10 protein-coding genes are annotated in these 12,839 nt (G+C 73.8%); 6 read left to right on the forward strand and 4 right to left on the reverse strand.

Annotated elements, in window-relative coordinates; genetic code table 11:
* Positions 1-100: 100 nt before the first annotated feature.
* Positions 101-472, reverse strand: coding sequence for a fic family toxin-antitoxin system, toxin component (locus ACIPSC_RS26355; protein ID WP_400828530.1), 372 nt, complete (start codon positions 470-472; stop codon positions 101-103).
* A 184-nt stretch (positions 473-656) separates the two neighbouring features.
* On the opposite strand from ACIPSC_RS26355, the gene ACIPSC_RS26360 reads away from it, so the two are divergent.
* Complete coding sequence (locus tag ACIPSC_RS26360; RefSeq protein ID WP_400828531.1) at positions 657-1,163, forward strand: GNAT family N-acetyltransferase; 507 nt, start codon at positions 657-659, stop codon at positions 1,161-1,163.
* Between the two features lie 53 nt (positions 1,164-1,216).
* Here ACIPSC_RS26360 and ACIPSC_RS26365 read toward each other — a convergent pair whose 3' ends face one another.
* From ACIPSC_RS26365 to ACIPSC_RS26375, 3 genes are all read right to left on the reverse strand, one after another.
* The gene (locus tag ACIPSC_RS26365) at positions 1,217-3,472 is read right to left on the reverse strand and encodes an MMPL family transporter (RefSeq protein WP_400828532.1); all 2,256 of its coding nucleotides are present in this window, start codon (positions 3,470-3,472) and stop codon (positions 1,217-1,219) included.
* Between the two features lie 201 nt (positions 3,473-3,673).
* Positions 3,674-5,047: an FAD-dependent oxidoreductase gene (locus ACIPSC_RS26370; RefSeq protein ID WP_400828533.1), complete on the reverse strand. Its 1,374-nt coding sequence runs from the start codon at positions 5,045-5,047 to the stop codon at positions 3,674-3,676.
* A gap of 130 nt (positions 5,048-5,177) precedes the next feature.
* Positions 5,178-5,945: a class I SAM-dependent methyltransferase gene (locus tag ACIPSC_RS26375; RefSeq protein WP_400828534.1), complete on the reverse strand. Its 768-nt coding sequence runs from the start codon at positions 5,943-5,945 to the stop codon at positions 5,178-5,180.
* A 100-nt stretch (positions 5,946-6,045) separates the two neighbouring features.
* Between ACIPSC_RS26375 and ACIPSC_RS26380 the strand changes: the two genes are divergently transcribed.
* The 5 genes from ACIPSC_RS26380 (at position 6,046) to ACIPSC_RS26400 (ending at position 12,765) form a co-directional block, all read left to right on the forward strand.
* On the forward strand, positions 6,046-6,582 hold the full coding sequence (locus tag ACIPSC_RS26380; protein WP_400828535.1) for a hypothetical protein: 537 nt from the start codon (positions 6,046-6,048) through the stop codon (positions 6,580-6,582).
* Between the two features lie 73 nt (positions 6,583-6,655).
* Positions 6,656-7,198 (forward strand): DUF6245 family protein, encoded by a 543-nt coding sequence (locus ACIPSC_RS26385; RefSeq protein ID WP_400828536.1) that lies wholly within the window; start codon positions 6,656-6,658, stop codon positions 7,196-7,198.
* A 229-nt stretch (positions 7,199-7,427) separates the two neighbouring features.
* Complete coding sequence (locus ACIPSC_RS26390; protein ID WP_400828664.1) at positions 7,428-9,071, forward strand: acyclic terpene utilization AtuA family protein; 1,644 nt, start codon at positions 7,428-7,430, stop codon at positions 9,069-9,071.
* Positions 9,068-10,666 carry an acyl-CoA carboxylase subunit beta gene (locus ACIPSC_RS26395; protein WP_400828537.1) on the forward strand — a complete coding sequence of 533 codons (1,599 nt, stop codon included), beginning with the start codon at positions 9,068-9,070 and terminating at the stop codon, positions 10,664-10,666. Before ACIPSC_RS26390 ends, ACIPSC_RS26395 begins: the two co-directional genes overlap by 4 nt.
* A gap of 155 nt (positions 10,667-10,821) precedes the next feature.
* Complete coding sequence (locus tag ACIPSC_RS26400) at positions 10,822-12,765, forward strand: acetyl/propionyl/methylcrotonyl-CoA carboxylase subunit alpha (protein ID WP_400828538.1); 1,944 nt, start codon at positions 10,822-10,824, stop codon at positions 12,763-12,765.
* Positions 12,766-12,839: the final 74 nt, after the last annotated feature.

Consider the following 12,839-nt stretch of genomic DNA (forward strand, 5'->3'; position numbering starts at 1 on the left):
CTCCCGACCTCGTCCTCGAACGCGCCCACTGTAGGAGCGGCCGCGCCGGTCGGGCCATCGAAATAACGGCCGGTGGGCGCGGGGACGGCGACGGCCGCCGTCAGCGGTACCAGGTGCGGATGGCGGTGGCGGTCTCGCGGACGTCGGCCCGCCCGTCGCGGATCCGGGCGGCGAGGTCGACCGCCGCCCCGGGCTCCGCGGTGACGATCACCCCCGAGGCGCTCAGGTAGGAGGCGGCGACGACGGCGGCGTAGTGCTCGTTGCCGAACTCCAGCGCCGGGACGCGGATGAGCTGGTGCATCAGGGCAGCCGCCCGCTGGTGCAGTTCCCCGTACACGGGCACGCCCATGACCTCGTCGGCATGACGGGCCACCGCAGCCGCGAGGGTCCCGTAGTCCGTGACATCCGGATCGGCCCGGAGATGCTCGTGGGCGATCTCCAGCAGCCAGGCCCGGTCGATACGCAGGATCACGCCGAGCAGCGTATCGGTGCGTACCGGTCGCTACAAGTGACGATGCCGCACCCCTCCGTCGCCGTGGTGCCGTGGCCCCGTCCACTGGGCAGGCGCCTGCGTCGAAACCGTAAGCTGCCTGCGTCCCGGTGATCACCGGGACGCAGGCAGTGGGCCGTGGTGCAGCGGACGAGTGGGGGACGGCGTGGCGTACCGGATCGAGCGGATCGGGACCGAGGACTGGGAGCACCTGCGGAAGGTGCGGCTGGCGCAGCTGCTGGACACCCCGATGGCGTTCATGGAGACCCACGAGACCGCACTCGCGTTCGGCGAGGACGAGTGGCGCTCGCGGACGGCGCGGGTCAACGAGCCGGGCTGCATCGGCCTGGTGGCCGTGGACGGGGCCGGTGAGTGGGTCGGCACGATGATCTCGTTCACCACCGGGCCGGAGAGCGCCGTGCTGGTCGGTGTCTGGGTGGATCCCGAGCACCGCGGCCGCGGGCGCGGGGTGACGGACCGCCTGCTGGACGGCATCGTCGCGTGGGCGCGGACCGAGGCCGGCGCGCGCCGGCTGGTGCTGACCGTGCACGAGGAGAATCCGCGGGCGACGGCCTTCTACCGGCGGCGCGGCTTCGAGTTCACCGGTGAGTCCGAGCCCTACAAGCTGGACCCGGACAGCCTGCTGGTCGAAATGGCCCTGCCGCTCGCCTGACGGGGTGGCGGGGGCGGGCCCGCGCCCGCCCCCGTACCCGACCCCGGGCGGGCTCAGACCCGCTCCTCCTCGACCGCCGCGACCTCGCCCTCGCCCTCGGTGTCGATGTGCGGCAGCACCCGGTCGAGGAAGCGCGGCGTCCACCAGGCCGCCGCGCCCAGCAACGTCATCACCGCCGGCACCAGCAGCAGCCGGACGACGGTGGCGTCGATCAGCACGCTGACGGCCAGGCCGAGGCCCATCATCTTGATCACGATGTTGTCGCTGACGATGAAGGCGGCGAAGACGCTCACCATGATCAGCGCGGCGCAGGAGATCACCCGGGCGGTGATCTCCAGGGCGTGCGCGACGCTGCCGTGGCTGTCGCCGGTCCGCAGCCACGCCTCGTGGACGCGGGAGAGCAGGAAGATCTCGTAGTCCATGCTCAGGCCGAAGACGATCGCGAACATCATCATCGGCACGTAGCTCTCGATCGGCACCGTCCCCGACACCCCGAGCGCCGGACCGCCCCAGCCCCACTGGAACACCGCGACCACCACGCCGTACGAGGCCGCGATCGACAGCAGGTTGAGCACCGCCGCCTTCACCGCGATGAGCAGACCGCGGAAGACCACCAGGATGATCAGGAAGGCGAGCCCCACCACGACCGCGATGATCAGCAGCAGCCGGCTCGACACGATGTCCAGGAACTCCACCTGGGCCGCGGTGTTGCCGGTGAGGTAGGTCTTCGCCCCGGTGCCCGCGACCGCCTGCGGCAGCACGGTGTCCGCGAGGTCGTTGGCCAGATCGGTGGTGCTGCGGTCCTGCGGCCGGTCCACCGGGATCACCGTGTCGAACAGCACCGCGCCGTCCGGGCTGGTCTGCAGCGGGGTGGCGCTGGCCGCGTTCGGCACGCCGGTGAGGGCCTGCTGCACGGCGGAGAGGAGCGCCGGCCGGGCGTCGGCGGGGACGGCGCTCTGGTCCACGACCACGGTCAGCGGCCCGTTGGAGCCCGGGCCGAACGCGTCGGACATCAGGTCGAAGGCGCGCCGGTCGGTGAACGTCGTCGGGTCGGCGCCGTCGTCGATGTGGCCGAGCTGGATCGAGAACAGCGGCACCGTGAGCACACCGAGGATCACCACGCCCACCACCAGGTACCGCCACGGGCTGTGCTCGACCCGCCGGGCGTACCGGTGCCAGACCCCGGTGGCCTCCTCGCCCGGCGCGCTGCCGGTCTCCGCGACCGGCTTGCGCACCGAGAACCGGTCCATCCGACGGCCGATCAGGCCCATCAGCGCCGGCAGCAGGGTGAGTGCGCCGAGCACCGCCGACACCACGGTGACCGCGGCGGCGGCCCCGAGCTTGGCGATGAACGAGATGCCCGACACCGAGAGCCCGGAGAGCGCGATGATCACCGTGCAGCCCGAGACCAGGACCGCCCGGCCGCTGGTGGCCACCGCCTGGCCGGCCGAGGCCACCGGATCCGCGCCGTCCATCAGGTTCTGGCGGTGCCGGGTGAGCAGGAACAGCGCGTAGTCGATGCCGACGCCGATGCCGATCATCGTGGCCAGGGTGGGCGCGACCGTGGCGAAGGTGGTCAGCGCGGCGAGCAGGCCGAGCACCCCGAGGCCCACGACCGCCGCGAACAGGGCCGTCAGCAGCGGCAGGCCCGCCGCGATCGCGCTGCCGAAGCCCACCAGCAGGACGACGATCGCCACCGCGAAGCCGATCGCCTCGCTGAGCCGGTCGTCCGGCGCCGGCCGGGCCAGCTCGCCGAGCGGCCCGCCGTACTCCACCTCCACCCCGGCCGCCCGCATCGGCGCGACGGCGGCGTCCACGCCGTCCAGGTACTGCTCGCCCAGCTCGGTCGGGTTGGTGTCGAACCGGACGGTGATGTAGCCGGTCAGCCCGTCGGCGGAGAGCGGCCCGCCCGGCGGCGCCGGCTGCCCCGGGGGCGGCAGCGGGCTCTGCACCGAGAGGACGTGCGGCAGCTGCTGGAGCGCGGTGACGGACTGGCCGATCTGCGTCTGGAAGCCGGTGAGCGGCTGCGCGTCGTTCAGCACCACCTGGGAGCTGGTGCCCGCGGCGGCCGGCACGTGCGCCTGCAGCTGGTCCTTGCCCTGCTGCGCCGAGGTCCCCGGCAGCGAGAAGTCGTCGGAGTACGAGCCGCCGACCGTCTTGTTGGCCGCCTGCACCCCGGCGAGGGCGACGATCCACAGCACGATGACGATCACCCAGTGGCGCGCGCACCACTCGCCCAGCGTGCGCAGCGCCGAGCGCTTGGCCGCCGGTGCGGCGGCCGGCGGGGGGCGGCGGGTGGACGGCGGCACGGCGGCTCCTCGGGTGGGGCTGTCGGCGGGTGCGTGGCTGCGCACCGGTCCGGAGGGTCGTTCCCCCTCCGCGCCACCGGCTCCCGGTGACCGGCCGGTAGTCGCCCCGTCAGCCGTGCCGCGGGGGCAGCCCGGCACCACTGCCGCCGGTGCCCCCGCCCCCGGCGTCCCCCGAGGGGGCACCGGGGCGACAAGCGGGGCTCAGGCCGGGACGAGTGCGTCCCACTGCTCCCGGGTCGGGCCGTCGTGCGTCGGCGTGAAGTCCGGGCGGGCGGCCAGCCAGGCGGTGACGTGCCGGTCCACCTCCTCGGTGCCGTAGGCCTCGTCTGCCGGCGCCAGGAGGTGGCGCACCCGGGCTCGCGCCCGCATGACGACGGGGTCGTCGAAGGCACAGGCGGCCAGGGCGGCGGCCCGCCGGTCGGAGAGCGGAGCGCTCTCGGCGAGGCGCTGCTCGTTGACGCGGTCGGCCGTCACCTGCGCGTCGAACCACGGGCGGAGGGCCTGCGCGGCCCAGGCGTGGTAGTCGGCCGGATCCGCGGCGATCCGGTCGGCGTGGGTGGCGAGGTACTGGGCGGCACGGAGGCCGAGGGCCACGCCGTGGCCCAGGGTGGGGTTGGTGTGGATGAGGCTGTCCCCGGCGTTGACCAGCCCGGTGACGACGGGTCCGGCGTCGTCGGCGAGGGAGGTCCAGCGGTTGTCCAGGCCGGCCATCGCCAGGACGGCCGACTGCGGTTCGGGGGCCAGGTCGAGCCAGGCGGCGCAGGCGGGGAAGCGGCGGGCGGCGGCCTCGAACACGGCGGGGTCGGTGAGCGCGCCGCGGGTCGGGTCGGCCGTGGAGACCACGATGTTCACCGCGAAGGTGTCGTTGTCGGACGGGAAGACGCCGGCGAGCGCGAAGGGTGCGGCCGAGCCGGTCTTCACCTGCCCCGGGTCGCGCGGGCCCTCGGCACGCAGGCGGTACCAGCGGCACAGGTAGGCGATCCCGGCGCGGTGGCTGTCGACCACGGGCGGGCGGCAGCCGGCGGCGACCAGCCATGCGGGAACCGGGGAGCGGCGGCCGGCCGCGTCGACGACGAGGTCCGCCCGGTGCGTCTCCCCGTCCGCCTGCACGCCGGTGACCCGGACGGGCCGGCCCGAGCCGAAGGTGAGGCCGCGCACCCGGCAGCCCCGCCGTACGTCGACGCCGGGCTCCCGCCGCACGGCCGCGGTCAGGGCGGCCTCCAGCACGATGCGGCGGGTGCGCAGGGTCACCAGCTCCTCGTCGCCGGCCCGGTGCGGCGGATGCTCGCCGAACCAGTCGAAGTCGTGGTACTCCCTGGCTCCGCGGGCCAGCAGGTCCGCGTAGACGTCGGGGGCCTCGGCGCGCAGCACCGTGCGTACGGGGGCGAGGAACGAGTGGGGTTGGACGGCTTGCGGGACCCGGGGCCTGTTCCAGTCGAAGAAGTCCCGGTCGAGGTCCTCGCCGGCGTCCCGGGTGTCCTGCTCGAACAACGTGACCGTGTGGCCATGCCGACCGAGCATGAGCGCCGTCCCCAGCCCGCTGATACCCCCGCCGATCACTGCAACCCGCGCCACTGGCTCCCCTTCGCGTCGTGTTGCGGAGCGAGCCTACTACTCGGTGATCTTGGGCCGGGAACCGGCCTCGATCGTCGCGGGAGAGCCGGGGGTCTGCACTGATGCCGGGGGAGCCCCGGCGGCGAACGACTCAGCCCACCGGTGGCCGACGGGCGAGATGGGCCGTGATGTCGGCGGTCATCTCGACCCGCTCCGGCAGGACCGCCATGATCCGGCGGAAGGCCTCCTCCCGCGCGGAGGCCGGCAGCACGAGGTAGGCCGAAATGGTCGAGAGGAGGCCGACGTACTCGCGGGCACTCATCGTCAGGCTCCGCTCCACCACGCACTGTTGAACGTCGGTGAACCACTCGGACCGCTGGAGTTCGGTGCCCGGCCACTGCATGGCCTGCTCCGGCGGCGTCCCGTCCGGGGACGGCACCTCATCGCTCTCCAGGAACGGTGCCCGCGCGGTGATGACGGCGTCCTCCACCTCCGGATCGGACAGCCGGACCGGCCCGCCGAACGCGGCGAACACACCGCCCGGCTCCAGCAGCGCGGCCATGCGCGACCACCGGCCGTCGGGATCCGTCCAGTGCAGCGATGCCGCCGCATAGACCAGCCCGTACGTCTCGTCCGGTCGCAGGCCCTCGAACGCGGCCTGCACCGTCCTGACGTTCGGTGGCACGTGCTTGCGCAGTTCGGCGAGCATGGCCCCGTCGGGCTCGGACGCGGTGACCGCGACCCCCCGTTCGGCGAACAGACGGGTCGCCTTGCCGGTGCCGGCGCCGATCTCCAGGGCATGCCGGACCGGACGGCCCGCGTACGCCGTCACGAGGTCGAAGAGCTGGGCGGGATACCCCGGCCTGAACCGTTCGTACGCCTCCGCCATGGATCCGAAGCTCAGTGCGCGACCGGACATGCCGAGCATCCTGACACGAGCCGCGCCGCCGGCGCTCGCCGTTCGCCGTGGAGGGGCGGGCGTGCCGAAATCCGGTTGACCCGCGGGGAATGATGGGAGCGTGATCTCCGAGGAGCGAGCGGTCGAGCTGGTCAACGCCCTGCTGGTCAGGGAGCTGCCGACCTGGGAGTGGGCGAGGCTGATTCCGGAGCTGGTCGTCTACGCCGTCGAGGAGCGGTCGGTCGGGTGGCTCGCCTACTGGACCTCGCCGGAGGCCGCCCGCGACCCTGCTCGGCGCGGAACCCTCCACGGCGGCCCCTACCTGGTCGACCGGGAGGACGGCAGCATCCACTGGGTCCCCGGCATCGACTGGCACGACGACTGGGAGGAGCGCTACCTCCGGGACGTCAAGGGCATCGCGGTGCCCGACCCGCTCGCCGCGGAGGTGCGCCGCCTCGCCGCCTCCGCCGGGGCCGCCGCCGCCATGCACCACCTGCGCAGGGAGGCCCCGCGGATCGGCCTCCAGGAGGCCAGGGCCTACGTGACGATCGTCCGGGACGGGAGCGAGCCGCCCGAGGAGCTGGCGGCCCTCACCCGCAAGCCGCGCCGCTGGGGCGAACCGGACCCGATCGAGACGCTCGCCGGCCCGGTGCTGTAGCGGCCTGCGCCTTGGCCTCTCACGCCGGCCCCGCGACCGGTAGCGTGCCGGTATGACAAATGATGACACTCCGATGACGGTAGGACAGATCGCTTCGGCCATGGCCGCGTTGGGCTTGTACGAGGGCAACAGCACGCCGGCCGAGCACGCCGAGTACGCCGCACAGGTCGGTGGCGCCGGCATCCACCGGGTACGGCTGCTCAACGCCTTGCTGGGCGCAGTGCAGCGGGAGGCGATGCTCGCCGATGAGGTCGAGACGGACGAGGAGAATGAGTACACCGCGTGGGCCGAGCAGCTGAAGTCCGCCAAGGCCTGGGACGGCACGCTTGAGCAGCTGGCCTTCGCGCGCTGGCAGACCCGGCGGGCGGGCCGCCCGATGGAGGTGATCGCCCAGTCCAAGGACACCGGGCCGCTGCCGGTCGCCACCGCGTACACCTCCGAGGCGCTGCAAGTGCTGCTCGGCTCGTTCGGTGCGCTCTACGCGGCGTTCGAGGCCGAAGACGTCCAAGCCGCTGCCGCCCAGGCCGAGGTGCTGGAACGGGCCAGGGAATCGCTGCAATCCGCCATGGAGAACACGGACCTCATGCTGGACCAGCTCAGGAGCATCGGCCGGTAGCCGTACCTCCCGGCTGCCCGGCCGGGGGAGCCGCTCGCCCAGAAAACAAGCAGGCATGATTGCTTTTTTCTCCTCGCGGTGCCACGCTGCTGCGCGACGGCGAGGGGTGGCGGCGAGGGTGGCGGGTGGTGGGCCACCGGTGGGAGGTGGGGCTGTGGCGTCGGAGGCGGTGCTGCGGGTCGGGAACGCGTCCGGGTTCTACGGAGACCGGTTCTCGGCGGTGCGGGAGATGCTGACGGGCGGGCCGCTGGACGTGCTCACCGGGGACTACCTGGCCGAGCTGACCATGCTGATCCTGGCCCGGGACCGGATCAAGGACCCGGCGACGGGCTACGCGAAGACCTTCCTGCGGCAGATGGAGGAGTGCCTCGGGCTGGCGCTGGAGCGCGGGGTGCGGATCGTGGTCAACGCGGGCGGGCTCGCACCGGCCCGGCTGGCCGAGGCGCTGCGGGAACTGGCGAAGCGCCAGGGGCTGGATCCGGCCGTCGCTCACGTGGAGGGGGACGACCTGCTGCCGCGCCGAGCCGAACTCGGCATGCCGGACGGGTTGTTGGCGGCCAATGCCTACCTCGGGGCGTTCGGCGTCGCCGAGTGCCTGAAGGCCGGGGCGGACGTGGTGGTCACCGGCCGGGTGACCGACGCGGCGCTGGTCGCCGGGCCCGCGATCGCCCACTTCGGTTGGGCGGCCGACGAGTCGGACGCGCTCGCCGGGGCCGTGGTCGCCGGGCACGTGCTGGAGTGCGGGGCGCAGGCGACCGGGGGCAACTACGCGTTCTTCCACGAGCACGACGTCACCCGTCCGGGCTTCCCGATCGCCGAGCTGCGCGCCGACGGCTCCAGCGTCATCACCAAGCACCCGGGCACCGGCGGCGCCGTCACCACCGGCACCGTCACGGCCCAACTCCTGTACGAGACAGGCGGTGCGCGCTACCTCGGGCCGGACGTCACGGCCCGGCTGGACACCGTCCGACTCACCCAGGAGGGCCCCGACCGGGTGCGGATCGACGGCGTGCGCGGCGAAGCGCCGCCGTCGACGCTCAAGGTGGGGCTGAACAGCCTGGGCGGGTACCGCAACGAGGTGGTGTTCGTCCTCACCGGGCTCGACATCAAGGCCAAGGCGGCGCTGGTGCGGCGACAGCTGGACGAGGCGCTGCCGCCCGAGGTGCGGCCGGCCGAACTGCGCTGGACCCTGGCCCGCACCGACCACCACGACGCGGACACCGAGGAGGGCGCCTCCGCGCTCCTGCGGCTCACCGCCCGGGACCGCGACCCGGCCAAGGTCGGGCGCGAACTCGGCAAAGCAGCCGTTGAGTTGGGCCTCGCCGGCTACCCCGGCTTCCACCTCACCGCCCCGCCCGGGCCGGGCTCGCCGTACGGGGTGTTCACCGCCGCGTACGTCGACGCCGGGGAGGTGGAGCACACCGCCGTGCTGCCCGACGGCGGCCGGATCGCGATCGTGCCCGCGCCGCGGAAGGCCACCTCGCCCGTGCCCGCCGCGGACGACGCCGGCGCGGGACTTCCCGCCCCGCTGCCGCCCGGCCCCGCTCGCAGGGCACCGCTCGGCCTGGTGGTCGGCGCCCGCAGCGGGGACAAGGGCGGCGACGCCAACCTCGGCGTCTGGGCCCGCGACGAGGCCGGCTGGAGCTGGCTCGCGCACACCCTCACCACCGATCTGCTGCGCCGACTCCTCCCCGAAGCAGCGGACTTGCCGATCGAGCGGCACCTGCTCCCGAACCTCCGCGCGGTCAACTTCACCATCACCGGCCTGCTCGGCGAGGGCGTCGCCGCCCAACACCGCTTCGACCCGCAGGCCAAGGCCCTGGGGGAGTGGCTCCGCTCCCGCCACCTCGACATCCCGGAGGCGTTGCTGTGACCGTCCTGCCCACCCGCCTCGACCCGGCCGGCGAGGACTACGCCGAGCACCGCGCCGCAATGCTCGGCAAGCTCGCCGAGCTCGATGCCGAGCACGCCGAGGCGCTGGCCGGCGGCGGGCCGAAGTACGTCGAACGGCACCGCAAGCGCGGCAAGTTGCTGCCCCGCGAACGGATCGAGCTGCTGATCGACCAGGACTCGCCGTTCCTCGAACTCTCCCCGCTCGCCGCCTGGGGCAGCGACTACCCGGTGGGCGCCGCCCTGGTGACCGGCATCGGGGTGATCGAGGGCGTCGAGTGCGTGATCACCGCCAACGACCCGACCGTTCGCGGCGGCGCCAGCAACCCCTGGACGCTCCGCAAGGCGCTGCGCGCCAACGAGATCGCCCTCACCAACCGCCTCCCGCTGGTCAACCTGGTCGAGTCCGGCGGGGCCGACCTGCCCAGCCAGAAGGAGATCTTCATCCCCGGCGGGGCCCTCTTCCGCGACCTCACCCGCCTCTCCGCGGCCGGAATCCCCACCGTGGCAGTGGTGTTCGGCAACTCGACGGCCGGCGGCGCCTATGTGCCGGGGATGTCCGACCACACCGTGATGGTCAAGGAACGGGCGAAGGTCTTCCTCGGCGGACCGCCGCTGGTGAAGATGGCCACCGGCGAGGAGTCCGACGACGAGTCGCTGGGCGGGGCCGAGATGCACGCCCGCACCTCCGGGCTCGCCGACCACTTCGCCGTGGACGAGCAGGACGCACTGCGCCTGGCCCGCCGGGTCGTCGCGCGCCTCGACCACCGCAAGCCGGGCCCCGATCCGGACGTCCACGCCGAGCCGCCGAAGTACGACGAGGACGAGCTGCTGGGCATCGTCCCGGGCGACCTCAAGGTGCCGTTCGACCCGCGCGAGGTGATCGCGCGGATCGTCGACGGCTCGGACTTCGACGAGTTCAAGCCGTTGTACGGGGCCAGCCTGGCGACCGGCTGGGCCCGGCTGCACGGCTACCCGGTCGGCATCCTGGCCAACGCGCAGGGCGTGCTGTTCAGCGAGGAGTCCCAGAAGGCCGCCCAGTTCATCCAACTCGCCAACCAGCGCGACATCCCGTTGCTGTTCCTGCACAACACGACGGGATACATGGTCGGCAAGGACTACGAGCAGGGCGGCATCATCAAGCACGGCGCGATGATGATCAACGCCGTCGCCAACTCCCGTGTCCCGCACCTGTCGGTGCTGATGGGCGCCTCGTACGGGGCCGGCCACTACGGCATGTGCGGGCGGGCGTACGAGCCGCGGTTCCTGTTCGCCTGGCCGAGCGCCAAGTCGGCGGTGATGGGCCCGCAGCAGCTGGCCGGTGTGCTGTCGATCGTGGCGCGGCAGTCGGCCGCGGCGAAGGGGCAGCCGTACGACGAGGACGCGGACGCCGCGATCCGGGCCATGGTCGAGCAGCAGATCGAGGCGGAGTCGCTGCCGGTCTTCCTCTCCGGCCGGCTCTACGACGACGGGGTGATCGACCCGCGCGACACCCGGACGGTGCTCGGCCTCTGCCTCTCGGCGATCCACAATGCCCCGGTCGAAGGCGCCCGCGGCTACGGCGTCTTCCGGATGTGACGGCACCCGCGCCCGGCGCCCCGTGACCGGCGTCGGTGACGGCGTCCGCCCCCGCACCGGCGCCCCGCGCGACGCCCGTACCGGTCGAACGCCGTGCGCCGTGCGCCGAGCCCCATGAAGCCACACGCCACACGCGACATGCGAGGAAACCTGACGTGATCACCAACCTGCTGGTCGCCAACCGCGGCGAGATCGCCCGCCGGGTCTTCCGCACCTGCCGGAGCCTGGGGATCGCCACCACGGCGGTCCACTCCGACCCGGACGCCGGCGCCCCGCACACCCGCGAGGCCGACGCGGCCGTCCGGCTGCCCGGCGCCGCGCCCGCCGACACCTACCTGCGCGGCGACCTGATCGTGAAGGCCGCCCTGGCGGCCGGTGCCGACGCCGTCCACCCCGGCTACGGATTCCTCTCCGAGGACGCCGAGTTCGCCCGCGCGGTGATCGACGCGGGCCTGGTCTGGATCGGGCCGCCGCCGGAGGCGATCGCCGCGATGGGGTCCAAGACCGCCGCCAAGCGCCTGATGGCGGGCGCCGGCGTGCCCGTGCTGGACGCGGTCGCCGAGCCCGTCGAGGCCGACCTGCCGCTGCTGGTCAAGGCGGCCGCCGGCGGCGGCGGACGCGGCATGCGGGTGGTCCGGCGGTTGGACGAGCTGGCTGACCAGCTCTTCGCCGCCCGCGCCGAGGCGGCGAAGAGCTTCGGCTCCGACGAGGTCTTCTGCGAGCCCTATCTCCCCACCGCCCGGCACGTCGAGGTCCAGCTGATGGCCGATGCACACGGGACGGTGTGGGCGGTCGGCGACCGCGACTGCTCGCTGCAGCGGCGGCACCAGAAGGTCGTCGAGGAGGCGCCGGCCCCGGGTCTCGCCGATGAGGTGCGCACCGCCCTGCACCGGGCCGCGGCGGACGCCGCCCGGGCGATCGGCTACACCGGCGCCGGGACGGCGGAGTTCCTGCTCGCCGCCGACGGCCGGTTCTTCTTCCTGGAGATGAACACCCGCCTCCAGGTCGAGCACCCGGTGACCGAGGCGGTGACCGGGCTCGACCTGGTGGCGCTCCAACTCGCCGTCGCCGAAGGTGAGAAGCTGCCCGAGCACCCGCCGGCGTCGGTCGGCTGCGCGATCGAGGCCCGCCTCTACGCGGAGGACCCGGCGCGGGACTGGCAGCCCTCGACCGGGACCGTCCGGCGCTTCGAACTACCGCTTCCGTACGAGGAGTTCGGTGGACGCGGGCTGCGGCTGGACTCCGGCGTCGAGCCGGGCAGCGAGATAACCGTGCACTACGACGCCATGCTGGCGAAGCTGGTCGCCTGGGCGCCCACCCGGGCGGCCGCCGCCCGGCGCCTCGCGGACGCACTGAGCCGGGCCCGGATCCACGGGCCGGACACCAACCGGGAGTTGCTCGTCCGGGCCCTGCGCCACCCGGCCTTCCTGGCCGGTGACGTGCACACCGCGTTCCTCACCGAGCACGCGGCCGACCTGCACCTCGCCGACCGGAACGCAAAGGAGGCCGAGGACCGACTTCCCGCGCTCGCCGCCGCGTTGGCCGACGCCGCCGAGCGCCGCTCCGGGCGCGCACTGCCCTCGGGCTGGCGCAACCTGCCCTCGCAGCCGCAGACCAAGCGGTACGCGGCGGCCGACGGCACCGAGTTCGAGGTCCGCTACCGCTTCGGGCGCGCCGGGTTGGACGCCGTGGGCCACCCGGGCACCGAGCTGGTCTCGGCCACCCCGGCCCGGGTCGTCCTCGCCACCGACGGCCTGCGGCGCGGCTACGACGTGGCCCGCTACGGCGACCGCGTCCACGTGGACGGTCCGACCGGCGGCACCGTGCTCACCGCGCTGGACCGGTTCCCGGACCCCGCCGACCACACGGACCCGGGCGCGCTGCTGGCCCCGATGCCCGGCACCGTGGTGCGGACCGCCGCTGCCGTCGGCGACGCCGTCAAGGCCGGGCAGCCGCTGCTCTGGCTGGAGGCGATGAAGATGGAGCACCGCGTCGCAGCCCCGGCCGACGGCGTCCTCACCGAACTCCGCGCCACCCCGGGCCTGCAGGTCGAACTCGGCGCCCTGCTCGCCGTCGTCCAGCCGCACCACCCGAGCTAGCCGAACGCACCGGCCGCACCGGCCGAGGCTCTCGCATCAACCCGAACCCCCGGAATCCCGTACCGCCCGGAAGG

The organism is Kitasatospora sp. NPDC090091 (genome assembly GCF_044747365.1).
In the GTDB taxonomy this organism is placed as follows: Bacteria; Actinomycetota; Actinomycetes; order Streptomycetales; family Streptomycetaceae; genus Kitasatospora.